Genomic DNA, 20,857 nt, shown 5'->3' on the forward strand with positions numbered 1-20,857 from the left:
GGGGGCGGGTAAGGGGGCGGGCCTTCGGGGCCGTCGCCACCCGAATGGGTGATCGTCTGGCATATGCCAGAAGCCACGTGCCGAATGTGATCATGCTGGTGCCTACCTGACAGGAGGGCATCACCATGGTCACCATTGAGGTGGACGAGTTCGAGAAGGTCGCCAAGTTCGCCGCCGCAGAGACCGATACCGTCAGGCTGGAATTCATCGGTGGCCGGATCGGGGTCAGGAAGGCGGCCGACGGCGACCACGGGACGGTCGTCATGTGGCTGATGCGCCGGTGCGTGCAGGCCCGGCCGGATCTGAACCTGAACCCGCTCCAGGGACTCAAGGTCGAGAAGCACGGCCGGGGCCGTGCCCGGCCTGACGGATCGCTGGTTCCCACAGGGCATTTCGCCGGGCAGGGGGAGTGGGCCGACCCTGATGGAGTGCTGATGACCCTGGAGGTGACCTCCTGCGAAGCGGACACCGGCCGACGGGACCGCGAGGAGAAGCCGGTCGCTTACGCGGCCGCCGGCATTCCGGTGTATCTGCTGATCGACCGCGACACACGCGTCATCTGCGTGCACAGCGATCCCGATCCGGCCACGGGCAGCTACCGGCGCACGCGAAAGACCCGCTTCGGGGAGAGGCTCGTACTGCCGGACCCCGTCGGTTTCGAGCTCGACACGGAGACGCTTCCGGGTTCGTCGACGGCCGGACCGGGCGCGGGCGTGTGACGGACGGCAACCACAGGGAGATCGTCCGGTGGCTGCAGGAGCGCTGCGCGCGGGCGCGGGCCGACCTGTGGCTCTATGCCGACGGGAAGCTCGGGCTGCGGGTCGGGGCTGATGGCGGGGACCGGGTCAAACCCACCGCGGTGCTGGCCCCGGACGGCACCTTCGCGGGGCAGGGCGAGTACGCGGGCGTGGCCGGTGTGCTGATGACCGTCGAGGTCACCTCGTACGACGCCGACGCCGACGCCGACGCCGAATCCGACACCGACGCCGAATCCGACACCGACGCCGACGCCGACGCCGACACCGACGCCGACGCCGACGCCGACGCCGAATCCGAATCCGAATCCGCCAGGCTTGACCGGGAGGGGAAGCCGGTCGCTCACGCGGCCGCCGGGATTCCGCTCCACCTGCTGATCGACCGCGACGCGCGCGCGGTCACCGTGTACAGCGATCCGGCGCCAGGCGGCTATCGGTGCGTCGACACGGCGGCGTTCGGTGGCAAGCTCGTCCTGCCGGATCCGGTGGGGATCGAGCTGGATACCGAAATCCCCAAGGAGTACGTGCCCTGACGAGGTCGGCGCGCCGGTGAACTTGTCCACAGCCTGTGGACAAGTTCACCGTCGGTACGGCTGCTCAGGTCTGCACGTCCCGCCGTCGCAGCCCCGCCAAGCCCCCCGCCACCCCCGCCACCGCGAGCGCCGTCAGTGTCAGTACCGGTGTCCATGCCATCGCCGTGCCCGGGAGCTTCGGGAGGTGGCCGAAGGGGGACAGGTTCAGCACCGACCGGGGCAGGTCGAGTGCCGGGCCGAGCCAGCCCAGGGCCAGGGCGAGGCCCGCCACCGCCCAGCCTGCCGGGGCCGCCTTCGGGGCCACTCCGTAGAGCAGTACGGCGAGTGCGGCCAGCGTCCAGATCGCCGGGAGTTGGACCAGGGCGGCGCCCAGGATCGCGGGGAGGTCGTGGCCGTAGCCGAGGGACAGGCCGAGGCCGCCCAGCAGCATGATCGCGGCGGCTCCGCCGAACGCGATCAGCAGATGCCCCGCCGCCCAGCGCAGCCGGCCGACCGGGCCCGCGAGGAGCGGCTCCGCGCGCTGGGTCGTCTCCTCGCCGTTCAGCCGCAGCACCGAAGAGACCGCGTACAGCGCCGCGACCATCCCGAGCATGCCAACCATCGCGGCCAGGAACGAGTCCGTCAGCCCCTGCTGGCCGCCCATCCTCGCGATGATGTCCCTCGTCTGCTGGTTGTCGCCGACCAGATCGGCCGCGCCGTCCGTGATCCCGCCGAAGACGACCCCGGCGGCCAGGAACCCCGCGCCCCAGCCGAACAGCGAGCCCCGCTGGAGCCGCCAGGCCAGTCCGCCCGCCGTGGACAGCCTGCCTTCGGCGGGGCCGGGGCGGGCCGGCAGGAACGACATGCCGAGGTCGCGGCGGCCCGTGAGGACGTACGCCACGACCGCCTGTACGCCGATCGCCGCCAGAAGGAGCAGCAGCACCCACCACCGCTCGTCGGCGTAGGCGCGTACGTTCTCCGCCCAGCCGATCGGTGACAGCCACGTCAGCACGGACGAGCCGTCCGCGGCCGACGCGTCGCCCGCCGCCTTCAGGACGAACGCCGCGCCGATGACCGCGACCGAAAGGCCGCGCGCCAGCCGCGCGTTCTCGGTGATCTGCGCGACGATCGCCGCCGTGCAGGCGAACAGCATGCCCACGGCGCCGGTCGCGAGCCCCAGCGCGAGTGAACCGGCCGTCTCCTCACCGTTCTTGGCGAGTGCCGCTGTAATCACCAGCGCCAGCCCGACGTTGGCGACCAGCGCGCTGAGCAGCGCGGCCGTGAGCGGTGCCCGCCGCCCCACCATCGCCGACGACAGCAGTTCCTGACGGCCCGTCTCCTCCTCCTCGCGGGTGTGCCGTACGACCACGAGCACGCTCATCACGGCCGCCAGCGCCGTACCGAAGCTGGTGATCCGCCAGGCGGTGAGGCCGCCGATCGAGTCGTCGAACACCGGTCCGTACAGGGCGCGTAGGGAGCTGTTGGTGGCCATCGAGCGCGTGATGTCCGCGCGTTCGGCGGCCGTGTCGTACAGCGCGGTGAACGACTGCGCGACCGACGAGTACGAACCGGCCAGCACCACGATCCAGACCGGGATCATGATCCGGTCGCGGCGCAGCGCGAGCCGCAGGAGCGGTCGCGTACCGGCGAGTTGGCGCGATCCGCCGGTGCGGTGTGCCTGCGGCAGCGCGGCGGTAGGGGCCGTGGTCGCGGTCATCGCGCCATCGCCTCGCGGTCCGCGTAGTGGCGCAGGAACAGCTCCTCCAGCGTCGGCGGCGTGCTCGTCAGCGAGCGGATCCCCGACGCGGACAGCGAGCGGATCACCGCGTCCAACTCCTCCGTGTCGACCTGGAGTTTGACCCGCCGGCCCGCGACGTCCAAGTCATGCACGCCCGGCAGCTCGCCCAGCGCGCCCGGCGCACCCGCCAGTTCCGCGCTCACGCTCGTACGGGTCAGATGGCGCAGCTCGGACAGCGTGCCCGACTCGACGGTGCGGCCGAGCCTGATGATGCTGACCCGGTCGCACAGCGCCTCGACCTCGCTCAGTACATGGCTGGAGAGCAGCACGGTCCTGCCCCGGTCGCGCTCCTCGGCCACGCAGCTCTGGAAGACCTCCTCCATCAACGGGTCGAGCCCTGACGTCGGTTCGTCCAGGATGAGCAGATCGACGTCGGAGGCGAAGGCGGCGACCAGCGCCACCTTCTGCCGGTTGCCCTTGGAGTACGTACGGCCCTTCTTCGTCGGGTCCAGCTCGAACCGCTCGACGAGCCGCGCCCGCCGCGCCTTGTCGAGTCCGCCCCGGAGCCGGCCGTAGAGGTCGATGACCTCGCCGCCGGAGAGGTTGCGCCACAGCGTCACGTCCCCCGGTACGTAGGCCACTCGCCGGTGCAGGTCGACCGCGTCCTTCCAGGGGTCCCCGCCGAGGAGCTGCGCGGCGCCGGAGTCCGCGCGCAGCAGGCCGAGCAGCACCCTGATGGCGGTGGACTTCCCGGCCCCGTTGGGCCCGAGGAACCCATGGACCTCGCCGGTCTCGACGGCCAGGTCGAGGCCGTCCAGCGCGTGTGTCCTGCCGAACGACTTGTGCAGTCCGGCGACCGTGATTGCCTTCGTCATGCTTCGGAACGTACGCTACTTTCACAAACTTGTGAAGTTAAGGAAGTGTAAAAAGAGGTCGGTTAGGATGGCGTGATGAGCAGCAGCGTGGGCAGCAGCAGCGTGAGCAGCGACGGGGTCGCGGCGGAGCGCGACGAGGTGGCCGTGTCGCGCTTCATCGAACGCTTCGCGGCCGAGCTGACGGCGAGCGGGATGCAGCGCACGGCGTCCCGCGTCTTCGCCGCGCTCCTCGCCTCCGACGACGCGAGCCTGACCTCGGCCGAGTTGAGCGACCGCCTGCAGATCAGCCCGGCCGCGGTCTCGGGCGCGATCAGCTATCTCACGCAGGCCGGCATGGTCGGCCGCGAACGCGAACCGGGCTCACGCCGCGACCGCTACCACCTCCACAACGAGCTGTGGTACGCGACGTTCGCCGACCGCGGCTCGGTCCTGGTCCGCTGGCAGCACACCCTCGCCGACGGCGCGGACTCGCTGGGCAGGGACACGGCGGCGGGGGAGCGGATCGCGGAGACGCAGGCGTTCTTCAAGTTCCTGCACGGCGAGTTGGGCGGGCTGATGGAGCGGTGGCGGGAGAACAGGGACGAGCTGATCGCGAAAGAGCGGTAGGCGCCGTCCGGCGGGGTTGCGTTTCTTGGCTGCGCCGCGTCTGCGTGTGCCGGGTCTTGGTTGCGGTGTCGCCGTCCGGCGCGGGTCGGTTGTGCGGTTTGGGTTGCGGTTGTCGTTGCCCGTGCTGGGGTCCGGGGTGCGGGTTTTGGTTGCGGTGCGTTCGGCTGGTTCCGGGGTCCGGGGCCTCCGGAGGGGGGTGTTCGGACTGCGGTGTCGCCGTCCGGCGCGGGTCGGTTGTGCGGTTTGGGTTGCGGTTGTCGTTGCCCGTGCTGGGGTTCGGGGTGCGGGTTTTGGTTGCGGTGCGTTCGGCTGGTTCCGGGGTCCGGGGTCTCCGGAGGGGGGTGTCCGGACTGCGGTGTCGCCGTCCGGCGCGGTTGGGGGTGCGGGTTTTGGTTGCGGTGCGTTCGGCTGGTTCCGGGTTCCGGGGTCTCCGGAGGGGGGTGTCCGGACTGCTCGATCGCTAGCGCTCCCACGCTTTACGTCCGGACACCCCCCTCCTGCGGCCCCGGCCCCCTCCCGCCGGCGGGTCCCGGCGCCGGCCGCGCCGTCCACCTCGTGCGCGTCGCGGGGTCGCTCGCGTCGAGTTCTTCGTACGGCTCCAGCGGCCACACCGCGCGGCCTTCGATCCACGGGACGACCGTGGGCCGGTCGTCCAGCCAGCCGTGCAGCTCCGCCTCGCCTGTCGGGGGCAATGTCAGCCCGGTCCCAGGCCGTCTGTTCGCTTCCGTCCTCGCTACGAGCAGCGCGCCCTCCGGCGGATCCTCGTCGCCGGCGTCCGGTGCGAAGAAGAGGAGCAGCGGCTCGGTCGTGTACGGATCGCTGAGCAGGACGTATCGCTTGGGTACGGGCCGCGGCGCGCGGGCGGCCCTGGTCAGCCGCCGGGCGGTGGCCAGGCCCGAGCGGAGGAATCTGTACAGCGACCACACGCCGATGACGGCGCAGGCCACCCCCATCACCGGGATGTCGTGCACATCGTCCTCGCCCCACATCCAGGCCGGGTACACCAGTGCGATACCGCCGAGCGTCGTCAACGTCCGGTTCAGGAAGGACAGTTCGCGCAGCGACCGCACACGCCACCACGGCACTTCTCTGATGTCCCGCTCAGGGACCCGCTGCGGTGGCCGCCGGTGCGCCACCTCAGGCAAGTACTGGTGCTCCGCCTCGGCGGCCAGCGCGGCGAACGTGAACGGGACGCTCGGCGGCTGGTAGGGCTGCTAGGGCTGGTCGGGCGTGGCGGCCTCGCGCCTCGCGCGTTGTCGGCGTACCACCCGGGTGATCCCGCCGCCCGCGCCGATCACCGTCACCGCCAGGCCGCCGAGCGCCAGGCCGTCGTTCACGTCGTCGGCCACCGACCCGCGCCACCGGGAGTCGTACAGGTCGCCCTTCCACGGTCCGTACGAGACCACCCACCCGGTCTCCCAGTCGGCCAGCAGGGGGTCGCGGTCCGGGTCGCAGTGGTAGGGGCCCCGGTGCTTGGTGCCGGTCCAGGGGTCCTTCCACGTCACGACGCAGGTGCCGTCGGGCGCTTCCTTGACCACCGTGAGGTCGATCTGCGGATCGTCGTTGTACGCCGCCACGGAACCGGCGATGCCCAGGCCCAGCGCGGCCAGCCCGACCAGCAGCACCCAGCGGAAGACCCACCGGCGGCGGATCCGGACCGGGGCCGGGGTCGCGGGCCGTGGCGGGGTCGACTTCGCCAGGCTCACCCGCGGCGGCGCCGACGGCGCGGGTTCCGGCGCCGGCCGGGTCGGCAGGCCGCGTCTCTCCGCGTCCCGTACCGCCCGCCACCGTCGCAGCGGGTCCCGTATCGGCCCCGCCCAGACCAGTTCGCCGCCGCCCGGCGGTGAAATGACCCCACCGGTGCGCGGGTCGCCGCACCACCAGAGCACTCCGTCCGACCCCGGGCCCGACGGGTCGACCAGCGCGTAGCGCCGTACGGTCGCCATCGGGGCCACCGGCATCAGGGCCCCGGTCGCCGGGTCCTTCAGCACGATCGACGCCCCGTACAGCCCGCGCGGCGTCGACACGGCGGCGCAGGCCGTCCAGGGCCGCGAGGCGAGCTGCTGCCGCATCCGGCGGGACAGCCACAGCGCGCCGAGGTTGACGGTGAGCGGTACCAGCCCGGCGAGCGTTCGCCGCGACGCCTGCCCTCGGTAGCGGGACAGTGCCTCCGCCGTGGCTTCCTCATCCAGCGCTGATGTGCCGTGTCCATTCATCGAACGGCCCCCCCGGGCGTACGTAGCGATCTTTGACGTTATCCCTGTCTCCGCCTGCCGTCACCGGACGCGGTCGAATACGCCGCCGGGAGCGTCAGGCCCCATGCCTCCGGGCGTAGCGTCCAGGTCCGCCGGCGTACGGGCCCGGTGACCCGGGCGTCGGCGCGGTAGCGGAAGTCCGCGCCCGACACCGTCACCGACAGGGCGCTCGCCCGCAGCGGCTCGGGCGATCCCGCCGTGCGGATCACGACCTCGGCGCGGCCTCCGTACGAGCGGACCGTCACCGCCTCGACCGGCGCGTCCAGGTCGCTGAGCACGACACCGTCCGCTTCCACGCGGAGCTGATACGTGTGCGCCGCGGCGCTGTGCGGATGCGGGGCCGGCCGCACCAGCGTGCGGACCAGGGAGCGGCAGGCGTGCCAGACCGACGGGCCCTGCGGCCCCGCGCCGTCCCCGTCGGTGCCACCGCCGCGCGCGGGCAGCGCCGGGATGCGCAGGTCGCCGAGCACCACCCCGTCGCTGTCGTCCACCAGCAGATCGAGCCGGCGCACCGCCCCGTACAGCACGGCCCGCGCCGCCGCCACCGCGCCCGCCGGGACGCCGAGCGAGGAGGCGAGCGCGAGATCGACGGCGCTGCCGATCGGGACGAGGGACAGCGCGCCCGTGGCCAGTTCTCGCTCCTTGTGGAGCAGGGCGACCGTACGCAGCAGCGCCCGGTCGTCGCCGATCACCACCGGCCGCCGGTGGCCGCGTCTGGCGAGCGCGCGGGCGAACTCCTCGGGGGTGTCCGGCAGGCAGATCTTGACGGCCGCACCCGCGCTCAGCACGTCTTTCGCGATGCGCACTGATTCGCCGTCGGTGCGGCGCGCTGCCGCGTCGATGACCACCAGAAGGGGCTGCGCGCCGTTTTCGGCGGGCTCCGGAGCCGACACCTCGGTCCTTCCTCGGGTAGCATCTTTGTGCAAGAGCCCCTTGCGCTATTGCGCCAGGGGCTTCGTCTATTCCGGGGCAACCGGGTCGACGGTTAGGGCTGTCTCGTACAACGTTGTGCGACGGCATGTCGTGCCTTACGGCGCACTCGCGCCGAACGTACGGCGTATGTGCGCCCCCCGACCTTGGACATGCCCCGCCCGGAAGGGGTGTACGCCTGTGCCCGCACTTGTGCTGCTCGGTGCTCAGTGGGGTGACGAAGGCAAGGGAAAGGCCACCGACCTGCTCGGTGGGTCCGTGGATTATGTCGTGCGCTATCAGGGCGGCAACAACGCCGGCCATACGGTCGTCGTGGGCGACCAGAAATACGCACTGCATCTCCTCCCTTCCGGAATCCTCTCCCCGAGCTGTGTTCCCGTGATCGCCAACGGGGTGGTGGTCGACCCGGCCGTCCTGCTCTCCGAGCTGAGCGGACTCAACGAGCGCGGTGTCGACACGTCGAAGCTGCTGATCAGCGGTAACGCTCATCTGATCACCTCGTACCACACGACGATGGACAAGGTGACGGAACGCTTCCTCGGCTCGCGGAAGATCGGTACGACGGGGCGCGGCATCGGCCCGTCGTACGCCGACAAGATCAACCGGGTCGGCATCCGGATCCAGGACCTGTACGACGAGTCGATCCTGCTCCAGAAGGTCGAGGCCGCGCTGGACTTCAAGAACCAGGTCCTCGCCAAGCTCTACAACCGGCGCGCGGTCGAGGCTAGCCAGATCGTGGAGGAGCTGCTCGGGTACGCGGATCAGCTCAAGCCGTACGTGACCGACACGGTGCTGGTCCTCAACAAGGCCATCGAGGACGACAAGGTCGTCCTCTTCGAGGGCGGCCAGGGCACGCTCCTCGACGTGGACCACGGCACGTACCCCTTCGTCACCTCCTCCAACCCGACGGCGGGCGGCGCGTGTACGGGTTCGGGCGTGGGCCCGACGAAGATCAGCCGCGTCATCGGCATCCTCAAGGCGTACACGACACGTGTCGGCGCGGGGCCGTTCCCGACGGAGCTGTTCGACGAGGACGGCGAGGCGCTGCGCCGCATCGGCGCCGAGCGCGGGGTCACGACGGGCCGCGACCGGCGGTGCGGCTGGTTCGACGCGGTGATCGCGCGGTACGCGACGCGGGTCAACGGACTGACGGACTTCTTCCTCACGAAGCTGGACGTGCTGACCGGCTGGGAGCAGATCCCGGTGTGCGTGGCGTACGAGATCGACGGCCGGCGGGTGGAGGAACTCCCGTACAGCCAGTCGGACTTCCACCACGCGAAGCCGATCTACGAGTACCTGCCCGGCTGGTCGGAGGACATCACGAAGGCGAAGACGTTCGCGGATCTGCCGAAGAACGCGCAGCGGTACGTGAAGTCGCTGGAGGAGATGTCGGGGGCGCCGATCTCGGCGATCGGGGTGGGGCCTGGGCGTACGGAGACGATCCAGATCAACTCGTTCCTGTAGCGGGGTGGTTGGGCGCGTAGGCGCCTGGGTGTTTCGGGGTCGGACGCGCGGTGGTGCGTCCGGCCCCTTCGTCTTGCGCTGCGGGTGCTTGCGGGGTGTTCGTCGCGGAGCGTACATTCAAAGTGTTCGTTTTGCGTTGAACACTTTGACCGGGGACGACGGGGGAGACAGCTATGCGTGCGATCGAGTTCGCGGAAATCGGTGGACCCGAGGTCCTCAGGGTGGTGGAGGTCCCCGTACCGGAGCCCGGCCCCGGCGAGGTGACCGTCGAGGTGGCCTACGCCGGGGTGAACTTCGCCGACACCAAGGCGCGGGCGACCGGTTACCGGGTGCCGTCGCTCCCTTTCCGGCCGGGACTTGAGGTCGCCGGGCGGATCCGCGCGGTCGGCGCGGGTGTGGCCGGATTCGCGCCGGGCGAGCAGGTCGCGGCCCTCACCCCGCAGGGCGGTTACGCGGAAGTCGTCGCCACCTCGGCGTCCTCCGTCTTCGCGCTGCCCGACGGCGTCCCGCTGCGGGTCGGCGCCACGCTGCTGGCCGTACTGCCCACGGCGCACGCGCTGTTGCACGAGGTGGGGCGGCTGCGGGCGGGCGAGACCGTACTGATCCAGGGCGCGGCCGGCGGAGTCGGCCTGGTCGCCGGGCAGTTGGCCCGACTGGGCGGCGCGGGCGGGGTGTACGGGGTGGTCTCCCGCGAGGAGAAGGCCGCGGAAGCGCTCAAGTACGGCTACGACGAGGTGTTCGTCGGCGACGGATTCGTCGAGGGCGTCCGGGCCGCGACGGGTGGCCGGGGCGTGGACCTGGCGCTCGACCCGGTCGGCGGCGACACGCTGCGCCGCAGCCTGGAGTCGCTGGCGCTCTTCGGCCGCCTGGTCTCGTTCGGCAACGCGAGCGGCGCGGCGGCCTGGCAGGCGGGCCAGCCCGAGCTGTATCCGCGCGGGCTCTCGGTGGCGGGCTTCTCGATCCTGACCCTGGCCCAGACGGAGCCCGAGGCGCTGCGGGCGCTGGCGGAACGGTCGTTCGGGCTGGTGGCGGGGGGACAGGTCGTCCTCCCGATCACGGCGGAATTCCCGCTGGGGGAAGCGCATGAGGCGCACCGGCTGATGGAAACGCGTACGACTACGGGCAAGTTGCTGCTGGGCGTGGGGTGACAATTCACCTCGCCGTGCGGTAGCGGCCGGGGGTCGTGCCGATGATGTGGGTGAACGCGGCGATGAAGCTGCTGGGGTTGGCCCAGCCGCAGGCGTAGCCGGTCTGCGTGGTGTCGTGGCCGTCGGCGAGGAGTACGAGGGCGTGGTAGACGCGTAGTTGGGTGCGCCACTCGTAGAAGGTCATGCCGAGTTCGTCGCGGAACAGCCGGCTGAGGGTGCGGGTGCTGGCTCCGGTGGTCCGGCCGAGTTCGGTCAGCGTGGCGTTGTCCGCCGGATTCTCGTGCAGCAGCCGGGAGATGGCCCGCAGCCGGTCGTCCCGTGGCTCGGGGAGATGCAGCGGCTGCTCGTGCGCTTCGCGGAGTTCGTCGACGAGGACGCGGTGGAGGCGGGAGCGGGCGGGGCGGGTGTAGGGGGGTGCGGTGTCGGCGTAGTTGCGGGGGCCGGTGAGGGCGAGCAGGACCTCGCGGGCGAGGTCGGAGGCCAGGAACACGACGGGACGGTCGGGTACGAGCCGGGCGAGGGACGGCGCGAGGAAGACGATCCGCATGTCGGTGTCGCCGTGGGCGCGGTGCTGGTGCGTGAACCCGGCGGGGGTCCAGGCGACGCGATTGGCGGGCACGATCGATGTGCCGCGCTCGCTGTGCACGGCCAGGACGCCGCGGGCCGCGTACACGAGGTGTCCCCGTGCGTGCGACTGCACGGCGCTCGTTCCACCGGAGGGCCAGAGGTGCCGGCCGCCGGACGGCCAGACGTGGGAGGTCACGCCGGGGGGAGGTTGGCGGGGAACGGGCATCGGTTGGCATTCTACCGGTGGCACGCCAGGGCTGGGTGGGATGAGGCTGGTCTCCGTGCGGCGATGCCGCGGCTTGAGAGAAGGAGGCGACACCATGGCGACGTTCGTACTCGTGCCCGGGGCTTGGAAAGGGTCCTGGGCGTTCGAGACGGTGGTTCCGCTGCTGGAGCGGGCGGGGCACACCGTGCACGCCCTGACCCTGACCGGTCTGGGGCCGGACGACGACAACGCGACGGTCGCGACGGCCAACCTGGACACGCACGCCGACGACGTGGTGCGGGTCCTGGATCGCCACCACATCACAGACGCGACGCTGGTCGGGCACAGCTACGCGGGGATGGTGATCGCGGCGGCGGCCGACCGTGCGGCCGGCCGGGTCTCACGGCTGGTGCATCTCGACGCGTATGTACCGCGCGACGGCGAGTCGTGCTGGTCGGCGACGAACGATCACTTCCGGGGCGTGTTCGCCGCCGGCGCGACGGCCACGGGCTACGCCGTCAGCCCCCCGCCAGGCGGCGACCCCCGCCGCCGCCCCCACCCCCTGGCCGCGTTCCTCCAGACGATCCGGCTCACGGGCGCATTCGCGAAGGTCCCGCGCAGGGAGTTCGTCTACTGCGCGGGCTGGGAAGACCGAACGCCGTTCAAGGACCTCCGCACCCGCCTCAAGGCCGACCCCGCATGGCAGACCCACGACCTCCCCACGGCCCACGACGCGATGCACGAGGCACCGGAGGCGGTGGCGAAGATCCTGCTGGGAGGGTGAGGGTGAGGGTGAGGTCGGGGAGTTGGGGCGCGGCTCCGGTCCGGGCGTCAGGGGGGAGTTGGGCTCGTGGTGGCGGGTGCTTGGCCGGGTGCGGGTGCCGCGCGGCAGTTGCATGGGGGGACTCGGGCGGTCTCGGCGTCCGCCCCGGTGGGTGGCGGGCTGGGGCGCATGCCCCGCTGGTCACTCTCGGATGACGGGTGCGGGTGAGTGCGCATGGGCCGGGTCCTGTGTGGGCCGGAGGGTTTAGCCGCCCGTGGGGCCGCCCCCTGAGGTGTGAGTGTCGCGGTTGCGGTCCGGGCGTCAAGGGCGCTCCTGCGTCGCGTCGCTTCGCGATGACCTGCGGTCACCCTTGACTCCCGGCCCTCCACCGCAAGTACCTCTTTTTTGGGGGGGCGGCCGGGAGGACCACGGGCAGGCTGGGTTCGCGGTGGCGGCTGCTTGGCCGACTGCGGGTGCCACGCACCAGTTGCATGGGGCGACTCGGCCCGTCTCGGCGTCCACCCCCACCGGGTAGTAGCTGAGACTCATGCCCCGCTGGTCACTGGGGGCGGGTGGTGTGACGGGTGAGACGGGGGATGGCTTGTGGGGCGGCCGTCGGGTGCCTTTTGCGTGGGGTGTTGCGTTAGGCGCGCCGCAGGGCGCATCAGGCGGGTGGAGGACCTGGGCGGCGGGGCGGGTGTGACTCTTGGGGCGGGGATGGATCCGTGGGATGCCGGTCTGGGGTCTTATGCGTGGGGAGTTGCATTCCGTGCGCTGCAAAGCCTCCCTTCGTGACGATCAGCACCGGCGGCCCTCGGTTCCGGGGCCGGGGGCGTGGAAGGCCACCACCCGCGCGAACTGGTCGCCGCGCTTCCCGTGCACTCACCCCTGCCCCGCCAGTCACACCCGCCCCATCGCCGGGAGCTTCGCACCGGCCTGATGCGTCCCGCAGCGCATCTAACGCAACCACCCACGCATAAGGCTCCCGACGGCCGCCCCGCCGGAGTCCAGATCCATGGGGGCTGATGGGCATCTGCCGCCTTATGGCGCGTCTAATGCAACCCCCCACGCAAAAGGCGCCCGATCGCCGCCCCAGGAGCCGTCCCCCGTCACCCCAGTCACACCCGCCCCGCCCACCGGCCCGTTGCCCGGCCCAACCGCCCCCGCCAGCAAGCCCTCCCGTCCCGCCCCCACTCAGAGCGACCAGCGGGGCATGAGTCGCAACCACTACCCGGTGGCGGCGGACGCCGAGACGGGCCGAGTCACCCCACGCAACTGCCGCGTGGCACCCGCACCCGGCCAAGCAGCCGCCACCGCGATCCCAGCCTGCCCGTGGTCCCCCCGGCCGCCCCCCCAAAAGAGGTACTTGCGGTGGAGGTTCGGGGGTCAAGGGTGACCGTAGGTCATCGCGGAGCGACGCGACGTAGGAGCGCCCTTGACGCCCGGACCGGAGCCGCGACACTCAAACCTCAGGGGGCGGCCCTACGGGCGGCTAATCCCTCCGGCCCACACAGGACCCGGCCCATGCGCACTGACCCGCACCCGGCCACCCCCGGTGACCAGCGGGGCATGAGTCGCAACCACTACCCGACCGGGGCGGACGCCGAGACGGGCCGAGTCGCCCCATGCAACTGGTGCGTGGCACCCGCACTCGGGCAAGCACCAGCCACCACGAGCCCTGCTCGCCCGTGGAGCCCCCCGGCCGCCCCCCCTCAAAGAAGCACTTGCGGTGGAGGGCCGGGGGTCAAGGGTGGAGCGGAGCACAATCGGCGTAGCCGACGCGACGTAGGAGCGCCCTTGACGCCCGGACCGGAGCCGCGACACTCAAACCTCAGGGGCGGCCCTACAGCAGCCTAATCTCGGCGGTCGCCCAGGTCCCGGCCCATGCGCACTGACCCGCACCCACCAACCCCCGAGTGACCAGCGGGGCATGAGTCGCAACCGCTCCCCGGTGGGGGTGGACGCCGAGACGGCCGAGTCACCCCATGCAACCTCCGCGCGGCACCCGAGCTCGGGGAGTAACCGTCACCACGAGCCCCGGCCGGCCGTCGGCCGCCGTTGGCAGCCGCCCCTCCCCGGTCCGCGTAGCTCCCGGCTCATGTGCCCTCGCCCGGTGACGGCGGGCCGTAGTTCAGCCAGTCAATTCTCGGAAGACACCGCCGGGATCATCCCTGGCCGCGTCCGCGAAATCGCCGAAGTCCAGGTTGGCGATCGTCAGGTTCGCGTTCATCTCGCGGATTCCGGACGGCACCACCCGGAACGCGCCGCCGTACGCCTCGAACTCCTCGTCACTTTCGCACTGTTCGCGGGTTCGCAGAGCCTGAGCGGGCGTGATTCCCGTCCACTGAGGATCGTCCACGACATGGACGTACGGTCCGAAGCCGTCGTCCTCGGCCCCAGGTCGTCGTCAGAGCGGCCCTGACGGCCGAACACGGCTCATCGTCGTGGGGTGCGCGTACGACCCGACGGCGGACGTCGTCAGGCCGAGCGTGGTGTGCGGTCCTCCGGGCGTACTCCTCTTTCTTCCAGGGCCGATCTCAGGCAGCGAAGGGCGTAGTACACCCGGGACTTGACCGTGCCCTGCGGGACGCCCAGGGTGTCGGCCGCCTCTTGGGTGCTGCGGTCTGCGAAGAATGTCTCTCTGAGTACTTCGCGGTGTGCCGGTGTCAGCGCCTGCAAGGCGTCGTGTACCACTATCGATGACAGGATCTGCTCGTTGTCGTCCGCCTTGGTGCCCAGCTCGCTCAGCCAGGTGGCGCCGCTCACCTCCAACGGCCTTGCCATGCGCGTCCGATGCGCGTCGATGACGAGGTTGCGGGCGACCCGGAACATCCAGGGGCGTACCGCCATGCCCTCCGTGTCGACCAGGTTTCGCTTGTTCCAGCAGCGCATCAGCGTCTCCTGGATGACGTCCTCCGTGCGGTGTGTGTCTCCGCCCAGCATCCGCAGCACGTATGAGTAGAGCGCGGGACCGTGTTCCAAGTAGAGGTCGCGCAGGGCTCGTTCCTCGGGGGAGACGGCGCTGGCCGATCCGATGACCGTCACGTTCATGGTGTGCTCCTGCTCCTTGGGAGGGCCGGTCGCAGTCCTGGGGCGACTGGGAGCCTTGGCCTCCTGGGGGAACGGAGTGTTCCGAGGTGCGTTCCACGTTCGTTTGACGTTGGTTGTACGAGGCGGTCGACCGGTGTGTAACGGCCCGGGTTCCGGGGCAGGGAGCGGGCCCCCGCGACGGATCAGACGTACGCCGCGAGCGCGTCGACGTGTCTGCGGACCTGTTCGGCGAGTTCCAGGTCGCCGGGCGAGAGCAAGCCGCGCGCCTCCAACGCCTTCCACATGTGCAGGAGTTCGCGCCCGTGGGCGACGGCGGCCCGGTCGTCGTCAAGCTGCTGCCAAGCAGCCGCCGCGCGTGCCACCTCCACCGGCGCCTGGCTGTCGCCCGCGCCGCACCGGATGCGGGCCACCGCCAGCGCCAGCACAATGGCCTCGCGGTGGTCGCCGCAGAGGTGTGCGAGATACGCCTCGACGGACCGCGCCTCCAGGGCGTGCGGATGGTCAGCGCCGACCGTACTGGTCAGCCGCTCGCGCAGCTCGGTCGCCTCGTCGAGCGCCTCGTCGAGCCGGCCCACGGACGCCAACGCGTTGATGTGGCCGATCTCGGCGGCGTGCTCGGTGGGCACGACGACCGGTGCGGGCGCCGCGACGGGCGCGGCATGGGCGGCATGAGCGACGGGGGCCGGCCCCGAGCGGGCCGCCGCCGTGGCGCGGGCGCGGGCCACCGCGGTGGCGAGTGCGCCGACCCCGGCCCTCGCCCCGGCCCTCGCCACGGCCCCCGCCTTGGCGACCGCCCCGCCACCCGGCCCCGCCCCCGCCACCGCATCGGCGTCCGCCCTCGCATGCGCCGGCTCCGGTTCTGGTGCCAACTCAGCCATCGGCTCGGGTTCCAGCACCAGCACCGGCTCAGGTTCCAGCACCCGCTCCGGTTCCGGCTCCACCTCCGGCGTCTCCTCCGCCCCGAGTACCTGGCTCGACCCGTCCGGCAGCACCCGCAGGAAGAACTCCGCCCCGCCGGGGCTGTCGTGCACCGTCGCGTCCACAGCGACGCCGCGCTCCTGCGCGTACCGGTGCAACTGGTCCAGTACCGCCTCGTGCACGGACTGTTCGGGCGCCGGGACGAGCGGGTCTCCGTCGATCTCGGCGAGCCCGTTGTCGGAGATGTACACGGTGAAGGTGGCCATGGCTGCCGTCCTTATGCGGTGGAGGTGGCGGTGGGAGCGACGGGAGTGTCGGTGGACAGGCGGGGCGGCAGGTCCGTTTCGCTGGGGTCGGGGGTGACGCCGGGAGTGGCGCCCTCCGGCGGGGCCGCGATGCCCTGGTACTTGGCGAACTGGGCGCGGATGGCCAGGACATACCCCTGGGCCTCACTCGTCTGCGGCACCCCTTTCGCATCGCGTACGGCGTCCATCCCGACGTGGTAGCCGGCCAGGGCGAGGTCCATGGCGGTGTTGGAGTTGAAGGTGTCCTCGCCGTCCTCCGGCTGCCGGACCTCGCCGTTGTCGATCATCTGCTGGCCCTGCTTGGCCAGGTCGCACATGTAGCGACCCTGGGCCATGATCGAGTCCTCCGCGTCCAGGGCCGACGTCTTGTCGTTCTCGTCGTCGTCCTTGCCGTACTGCTTGAAGATGTCGGGCGGCAACTGCGAGAGGCCCAGTTCGCCGTTGGGGCCGGTCAGCGCAGCGTTGAAGCCGGACTCCTTCTCGATCTGGGCGGCGATGACGATGGGGCCGATGGCCGGGCACTGCTGGCCGGCCCGCTTGATGGGGTCCACCAGGTCGGCGGGGACGGTGGTCTCGTCGAGCTGGCCCTTGCCGTCGCCCTGAAGGACGTCGATCATCTGGTCCGCCGTGTCCTGGTTCGAGCTGTCGCTCCCGCCGCCTCCGCCGAACAGCAGGATCAGTGCGATGAGCGGCGCGAGCAGCACCCCGAAACCGCCGATGATCAGCACCACCACGAGCGTGCCGACCAGGGCGAGCGGGGACAGCAGGCAGCCGCAGCCGGTACCGGCGATGATGCCGTTCCTGACGACGTTCGAGCCGCCGCTCTCGTCGCCCGCTCCCGTGCCTGCACTCATGCGCGCGTGCCTTCTTCCCTTCGCCTTGAACCGTCATGGCCACACAGCCCGTTGTGCTGTCCGACGGGCTCGACAGATCCAAACGGGCCCCGCGGCAAATAAGTTCAAACCAGTGGAAAACCAGATGATCCGCAGCAGCGGAAGCACGAGCGAAGAGGGGGGCGGGACACATATGGGCACTCCTTCGGCAACGCCGCCGGGCCCACAGTCGTGGGTACGGGGGCCGAAGTCCCCACAGCAGACGCCCCCCGGCGGGGGTACGCCACCACCCGCAGCGGCGCCCGTGCCGCCCCGAGCGACGGCGCCCGCACCGACGGCGCCCGTACCACCACCGCCGCCCGCAGTGACACAACCGGTGACACAACCGGTGGCGCAACCGGTGGCACAAGCACCCGTACGGACCGCGCCACGCCCCGCCGCTCGACAGCCGGCCCCGGTCGCCCAGCGTCCCGCCGCCCCCGTCGCCCCGCGTCAGCAGGCCGTCCCGCAGGCGGCCCCGCGCCCCGCCCCCGCTCGTCGCGCGGCCCCCGCGCCCGCCGCCGAGGCGGGCTGGGGCCAGTCGCGGCGGCCGAAGGCGCCGCGCGGGCGTTCGCGTGACGAGGTCGGCTGGGTCAAGGCGCACGGCGGGGCAGGGGTGACGTCGCTGGTCGAGGTGCTCGGCGGGGTGGACGTAGGAGCCCGCTGGCCGGAGCCCGCGCGCGGTGAGCCGCGCCGGATCGTCCTGGTCGGCCGGACCAGTGCGGGCGGACTCCGGTCCGTCTCGCAGGCGTTGGGCGCGCTCAAGGACGGGAAGGCCCCGCAGGGGCTGGAGTTGCTGGGCGTCGTGCTCGTCGCCGACGCTCCCGGCCGGCTGCCGCTCGTCCTGCTGCGCCGCATCCGGGTGCTGCGTTCGGTCGCCCGGGTGCACCGGGTGCCGTGGATTCCGGCCTGGCGTACGGGCGGCCGTCCGAAGCACGAACCCAGGCAACTCGTCAGCCTCGCCAAGCTGGTGGGCAGCGAGTTCTACGGTGAGGGGGCCGCCTCGTGACCCTCCCGGTGACCGGTGCGCTGTTCCTCGCCGACTACCGGCCGCCCACGGACGCCGACACGATCCTCGGCCTTCTCTCCTGGTGTGCGTCGGCGTGTGGTGTCGGCGGGCTGATCATCGTCGGCATGCAGATGGCGCTCCAGTTGCGCCGCGGTGAGCCGGGTGAGGGCGGCGTGCACTTCCGCGGTGTTTTCTACGTCGTCCTGAGCTGCCTCATCGCCACGACGGCGGGACCGCTCGTCACGGCCCTCGGCAACCTCACGCTGCTTGGCCCCTAGTGCCTGACCCGCACCACCCCGGAACCCGCACCCCGGAACCCGCACCCCGTGAAACCCGCACCACCCCGAACCACCCGTTCAACAGACCGTTACGCACTGACAGTTACCCTCCCGCCCACCGCTCATGCCGGGCGCCGACTCCTCGGAGAGATCCCCATGTCACTGCTCCTCGCAGTCTCCAACATCCTGGCCGACGGCACCGTGCCGAAGCCGGTGAGCAACGCCCCCGACGAACTCACCGGCAAGGTCAACACCGTGCTCGGCATAGCCGCCTGGGCCGGTACCGCCGCCGGTGTCGCCGGTGTGCTGATCACCGGCGCGATGATGGCCGTCTCGGTCAAGCGCGGTGAGAGTTCGGAGCACATGAGCCGGCTGGGCATGGTGCTCGGCGGCTGTGTCCTCGTGGCCACTGCGGGCCCGCTGATCAGCTTCGTCTTCGCGTAGGCCGGGCGGACGGACGTGTTGTTCAGACGCAGGGAGCGGCGGGTCGAGGAATCCGGGCCGTACTACAAGCAGCGGAGCTGGCAGCTTTCGGCGGGATTCATCGGCGTCGTGGTCGTGGTGGGCGTGATCGTCACACTGACGTCAGGCCACAGCGGCACCGCCGACCGTGCGAACGCGGCCGCGTCCGTCGGTCCGCTCTCCGGTACCTCGATCCCGAAGGGCGGCCGGCCGCAGGGCTGCCGTACCGACGACAGCGCGGGCGAAGCGCTGCCCAAGGCCGCCCCGAAGGACATCAGTTGGCAGACGCTCGGGGTTTCGCGCGTGCCCGTCTCGGCGTCGGCCGGACCCACCCGGATCGAGGGCGACCTGTGGTGGTGCTACGCGCACACAGCCACCGGGGCCGTACTGGCCGCCCACATCATCCCGTCCCAGATGAGCGGCTCCGGCTGGCGCACCGTCACCAAGCAGCAGGTCGTGGACGGGATCGGGCGCGACATGTTCGAGTTCCAGCGCGCCACCGTCCAGGACACCGACAGTACGAGCAGTACGCCGGTCGCCTCGTACGTCGGCTTCAGGGTGACCTCGTACCGGAGCACGGGTGCGACGGTGAAGCTGCTCCTCAAGGGCGACCAGGGCTATGCGGCGACCACCATCGTGCTGCGCTGGAGCGGCGGCGACTGGAAGGTCGTGCCTGACGACAACGGTGCGCTGCACTCGCCGGTCGCGGCCGTTCAGAGCACCACCGGCTATACGCTTTGGGGGGTTTGAGGTGAACTGCACGTCCGGGAATCCGGTCATCGACCTGGTGAAGGGGTTCTTCAGCTTTCTCGGCGACCCCATCGGGACCATCATCGACCTGGTCGCCAAGACCATCCTCGCCGGTGCCGTAGCGGTGTTCGGGGCGCTGGCGACCAGCGTCCCGACGCTGGAGCAGAGCCAGACGTCGAAGAACATCAGCGGCGACACCCAGTGGATCGTGGTCTACCTCGCGGTCGGTTCGCTGCTGTTCGCCGCCGCCCGGATGGCCATCGAGCGCAAGGGCGACGCGGGCACGACCGCCCTGAAGGGCATCATGCGGGTGGTGGTGGTCTCGGGCGCCGCCACCACGGTCTGCCTGGCCGCCGCAGCCGTCGCCGACGACTACTCCAGCTACTTGTTCAACGACGCCGTGCAGGAGTCGCTGCAGAACGTCGGCGCCTGCTCGGACGGCGGCGGGATCCAGTCCTTCCTGCTGCTGGTCCTCGCCTTCCTGCTGCTGATCTCCGGGATCATCCACACGGTCCTGATGTACATCAGGCTCGGGGTGATGATGCTGCTGCTCGGCACGCTGCCGATGGCGGCGGCCGCCTCGATGACGGACTGGGGCGCCGGCTGGTGGCGCAAGCACCTCGGCTGGATGATCGCCTGGCTGCTCTACAAACCGGCGGTCGCGCTCGTGCTCAACGCCGGTATGGCGATGATCAATACGGGCAAGAACAGCGGCAGCGGTGACAACAGCACCATCAACACCCGGATCGCCGGTATCGGCGTGATGCTCCTGTCCGCGATCGCCCTGCCCGCCCTGCTGAAGCTCATCGTGCCGGCGACGGCCGCCATGGGCACGGGCAACCCCATGTCCAGCATGGGGCAGGCCGGCAGCAGTCTCGCGAGCGGCGCCGTCATGCTCGGCGGCCGCGGCGGCGGTTCCGGCGGCGGTACGCAGGCGGGTCCGAGCGGTGCTTCGGGCGCGAACGGATCGGGCGGTTCGTCCGGTGCGGGCGGCTCGTCCGGCGCCGGTGGCGAATCGGGTTCGGCCGGCGGACCTGGATCAGGCGGCGCGAACGGCGCCGGCGGGGCCGCGGGAGCGGGCCGGGCCGGTGCGGCGGGTGCGGGAGCAGGTGGCGCCGGTGCGGGTGCCGCGGCTGCGGCCGGACCTGCGGGTGTCGCGGTGCTCGCCGCGGTGGCCGCGGCGCAGGTCGCCAGTTCCAGCGTGTCGGGTGCTGTCGAAGGCGCCGACGGCGAGTTGGGCAACAACAAGTGACCGCCGGGGGAGTGTTGACGGCCGGCCGGTCCCTTCGTACGTCCTGCCGCCACCTCCCCTGACCGACGGCCGCCGAACTCCCCTCCCCCCGGCGGGAGCTCGGCGGCTCTCCGCGGTCCACCCCGCCACCGCCGTACCGCGC

Annotated in this window: 21 protein-coding genes; 11 read left to right on the top strand and 10 right to left on the bottom strand. The window is 71.5% G+C overall.

The window, feature by feature from the left end; translation table 11 throughout:
* Positions 1–125 precede the first annotated feature (125 nt).
* Entirely contained in the window at positions 126–719 is a 594-nt protein-coding gene (locus ACZ63I_RS01980; protein ID WP_469334426.1) for a Uma2 family endonuclease, read from the top strand.
* The gene (locus ACZ63I_RS01985) at positions 716–1,288 is read left to right on the top strand and encodes a Uma2 family endonuclease (RefSeq protein WP_469334428.1); all 573 of its coding nucleotides are present in this window, start codon (positions 716–718) and stop codon (positions 1,286–1,288) included. The genes ACZ63I_RS01980 and ACZ63I_RS01985 overlap by 4 nt, the downstream gene beginning before the upstream one ends.
* Positions 1,289–1,352: 64 nt before the next feature.
* Here ACZ63I_RS01985 and ACZ63I_RS01990 read toward each other — a convergent pair whose 3' ends face one another.
* Together ACZ63I_RS01990 and ACZ63I_RS01995 are read right to left on the bottom strand one after the other, a co-directional pair.
* On the bottom strand, positions 1,353–2,984 hold the full coding sequence (locus ACZ63I_RS01990; RefSeq protein ID WP_469334430.1) for an ABC transporter permease: 1,632 nt from the start codon (positions 2,982–2,984) through the stop codon (positions 1,353–1,355).
* Positions 2,981–3,880: an ABC transporter ATP-binding protein gene (locus ACZ63I_RS01995; protein ID WP_469334432.1), complete on the bottom strand. Its 900-nt coding sequence runs from the start codon at positions 3,878–3,880 to the stop codon at positions 2,981–2,983. The genes ACZ63I_RS01990 and ACZ63I_RS01995 overlap by 4 nt, the downstream gene beginning before the upstream one ends.
* 75 nt (positions 3,881–3,955) lie before the next feature.
* Between ACZ63I_RS01995 and ACZ63I_RS02000 the strand changes: the two genes are divergently transcribed.
* The gene (locus tag ACZ63I_RS02000; protein ID WP_469334433.1) at positions 3,956–4,486 is read left to right on the top strand and encodes a GbsR/MarR family transcriptional regulator; all 531 of its coding nucleotides are present in this window, start codon (positions 3,956–3,958) and stop codon (positions 4,484–4,486) included.
* 476 nt (positions 4,487–4,962) lie between these two features.
* Here the strand turns inward: ACZ63I_RS02000 and ACZ63I_RS02005 are convergent, their stop codons facing one another.
* The 3 genes from ACZ63I_RS02005 to ACZ63I_RS02015 all read right to left on the bottom strand — a co-directional run bounded on the left by ACZ63I_RS02005 (position 4,963) and on the right by ACZ63I_RS02015 (position 7,634).
* Complete coding sequence (locus ACZ63I_RS02005; RefSeq protein ID WP_469334435.1) at positions 4,963–5,631, bottom strand: hypothetical protein; 669 nt, start codon at positions 5,629–5,631, stop codon at positions 4,963–4,965.
* A gap of 69 nt (positions 5,632–5,700) precedes the next feature.
* The gene (locus tag ACZ63I_RS02010) at positions 5,701–6,702 is read right to left on the bottom strand and encodes a hypothetical protein (protein WP_469334437.1); all 1,002 of its coding nucleotides are present in this window, start codon (positions 6,700–6,702) and stop codon (positions 5,701–5,703) included.
* A 38-nt stretch (positions 6,703–6,740) separates the two neighbouring features.
* A complete protein-coding gene (locus ACZ63I_RS02015; protein ID WP_469334439.1) occupies positions 6,741–7,634 on the bottom strand; it encodes a diacylglycerol kinase in 894 nt (297 codons plus the stop codon).
* 217 nt (positions 7,635–7,851) lie between these two features.
* Between ACZ63I_RS02015 and ACZ63I_RS02020 the strand changes: the two genes are divergently transcribed.
* Both ACZ63I_RS02020 and ACZ63I_RS02025 read left to right on the top strand, forming a co-directional pair.
* Positions 7,852–9,135, top strand: a complete 1,284-nt coding sequence (locus tag ACZ63I_RS02020) for an adenylosuccinate synthase (RefSeq protein ID WP_469334441.1) — start codon at positions 7,852–7,854, stop codon at positions 9,133–9,135.
* A gap of 173 nt (positions 9,136–9,308) precedes the next feature.
* Positions 9,309–10,283: a quinone oxidoreductase family protein gene (locus ACZ63I_RS02025; RefSeq protein ID WP_469334442.1), complete on the top strand. Its 975-nt coding sequence runs from the start codon at positions 9,309–9,311 to the stop codon at positions 10,281–10,283.
* 4 nt (positions 10,284–10,287) lie between these two features.
* Here ACZ63I_RS02025 and ACZ63I_RS02030 read toward each other — a convergent pair whose 3' ends face one another.
* Complete coding sequence (locus tag ACZ63I_RS02030; protein ID WP_469334445.1) at positions 10,288–10,983, bottom strand: AraC family transcriptional regulator; 696 nt, start codon at positions 10,981–10,983, stop codon at positions 10,288–10,290.
* Positions 10,984–11,170: 187 nt separating this feature from the next.
* Here ACZ63I_RS02030 and ACZ63I_RS02035 point away from each other — a divergent pair, with 187 nt between their 5' ends.
* Positions 11,171–11,839 (top strand): alpha/beta fold hydrolase, encoded by a 669-nt coding sequence (locus ACZ63I_RS02035; protein WP_469334447.1) that lies wholly within the window; start codon positions 11,171–11,173, stop codon positions 11,837–11,839.
* A 2,110-nt stretch (positions 11,840–13,949) separates the two neighbouring features.
* Here ACZ63I_RS02035 and ACZ63I_RS02040 read toward each other — a convergent pair.
* The 4 genes from ACZ63I_RS02040 to ACZ63I_RS02055 all read right to left on the bottom strand — a co-directional run bounded on the left by ACZ63I_RS02040 (position 13,950) and on the right by ACZ63I_RS02055 (position 16,946).
* On the bottom strand, positions 13,950–14,177 hold the full coding sequence (locus tag ACZ63I_RS02040) for a DUF6924 domain-containing protein (protein WP_469334449.1): 228 nt from the start codon (positions 14,175–14,177) through the stop codon (positions 13,950–13,952).
* A gap of 119 nt (positions 14,178–14,296) precedes the next feature.
* Positions 14,297–14,869 carry a sigma-70 family RNA polymerase sigma factor gene (locus ACZ63I_RS02045; protein ID WP_469334451.1) on the bottom strand — a complete coding sequence of 191 codons (573 nt, stop codon included), beginning with the start codon at positions 14,867–14,869 and terminating at the stop codon, positions 14,297–14,299.
* Between the two features lie 182 nt (positions 14,870–15,051).
* The gene (locus ACZ63I_RS02050) at positions 15,052–16,053 is read right to left on the bottom strand and encodes a hypothetical protein (RefSeq protein ID WP_469334453.1); all 1,002 of its coding nucleotides are present in this window, start codon (positions 16,051–16,053) and stop codon (positions 15,052–15,054) included.
* An 11-nt stretch (positions 16,054–16,064) separates the two neighbouring features.
* Entirely contained in the window at positions 16,065–16,946 is an 882-nt protein-coding gene (locus ACZ63I_RS02055) for a lytic transglycosylase domain-containing protein (RefSeq protein WP_469334455.1), read from the bottom strand.
* Positions 16,947–17,325: 379 nt separating this feature from the next.
* On the opposite strand from ACZ63I_RS02055, the gene ACZ63I_RS02060 reads away from it, so the two are divergent.
* The 5 genes from ACZ63I_RS02060 (at position 17,326) to ACZ63I_RS02080 (ending at position 20,715) form a co-directional block, all read left to right on the top strand.
* The gene (locus ACZ63I_RS02060; RefSeq protein ID WP_469334457.1) at positions 17,326–17,973 is read left to right on the top strand and encodes a hypothetical protein; all 648 of its coding nucleotides are present in this window, start codon (positions 17,326–17,328) and stop codon (positions 17,971–17,973) included.
* Positions 17,970–18,251: a hypothetical protein gene (locus ACZ63I_RS02065; protein ID WP_469334458.1), complete on the top strand. Its 282-nt coding sequence runs from the start codon at positions 17,970–17,972 to the stop codon at positions 18,249–18,251. Before ACZ63I_RS02060 ends, ACZ63I_RS02065 begins: the two co-directional genes overlap by 4 nt.
* Positions 18,252–18,407: 156 nt before the next feature.
* A complete protein-coding gene (locus ACZ63I_RS02070; protein WP_041987878.1) occupies positions 18,408–18,695 on the top strand; it encodes a hypothetical protein in 288 nt (95 codons plus the stop codon).
* Between the two features lie 15 nt (positions 18,696–18,710).
* Positions 18,711–19,463: a DUF8175 domain-containg protein gene (locus ACZ63I_RS02075; protein ID WP_469334460.1), complete on the top strand. Its 753-nt coding sequence runs from the start codon at positions 18,711–18,713 to the stop codon at positions 19,461–19,463.
* Between the two features lies 1 nt (position 19,464).
* Positions 19,465–20,715, top strand: a complete 1,251-nt coding sequence (locus ACZ63I_RS02080) for a hypothetical protein (RefSeq protein WP_469334462.1) — start codon at positions 19,465–19,467, stop codon at positions 20,713–20,715.
* Positions 20,716–20,857: the final 142 nt, after the last annotated feature.

It is taken from the genome of Streptomyces sp. NPDC087906 (genome assembly GCF_055584925.1).

What these genes read in the sequence shown, in the direction of transcription:
- ACZ63I_RS02035 (WP_469334447.1), top strand. Translation starts at nt 11,171, where the DNA reads ATGGCGACGTTCGTACTCGTGCCCGGGGCTTGGAAAGGGTCCTGGGCG.
- ACZ63I_RS01980 (WP_469334426.1), top strand. Translation starts at nt 126, where the DNA reads ATGGTCACCATTGAGGTGGACGAGTTCGAGAAGGTCGCCAAGTTCGCC.
- ACZ63I_RS01995 (WP_469334432.1), bottom strand. Translation starts at nt 3,880, where the DNA reads ATGACGAAGGCAATCACGGTCGCCGGACTGCACAAGTCGTTCGGCAGG.
- ACZ63I_RS02050 (WP_469334453.1), bottom strand. Translation starts at nt 16,053, where the DNA reads ATGGCCACCTTCACCGTGTACATCTCCGACAACGGGCTCGCCGAGATC.
- ACZ63I_RS02025 (WP_469334442.1), top strand. Translation starts at nt 9,309, where the DNA reads ATGCGTGCGATCGAGTTCGCGGAAATCGGTGGACCCGAGGTCCTCAGG.
- ACZ63I_RS02070 (WP_041987878.1), top strand. Translation starts at nt 18,408, where the DNA reads ATGTCACTGCTCCTCGCAGTCTCCAACATCCTGGCCGACGGCACCGTG.
- ACZ63I_RS02055 (WP_469334455.1), bottom strand. Translation starts at nt 16,946, where the DNA reads ATGAGTGCAGGCACGGGAGCGGGCGACGAGAGCGGCGGCTCGAACGTC.
- ACZ63I_RS02000 (WP_469334433.1), top strand. Translation starts at nt 3,956, where the DNA reads ATGAGCAGCAGCGTGGGCAGCAGCAGCGTGAGCAGCGACGGGGTCGCG.
- ACZ63I_RS02010 (WP_469334437.1), bottom strand. Translation starts at nt 6,702, where the DNA reads ATGAATGGACACGGCACATCAGCGCTGGATGAGGAAGCCACGGCGGAG.
- ACZ63I_RS02045 (WP_469334451.1), bottom strand. Translation starts at nt 14,869, where the DNA reads ATGAACGTGACGGTCATCGGATCGGCCAGCGCCGTCTCCCCCGAGGAA.
- ACZ63I_RS01990 (WP_469334430.1), bottom strand. Translation starts at nt 2,984, where the DNA reads ATGACCGCGACCACGGCCCCTACCGCCGCGCTGCCGCAGGCACACCGC.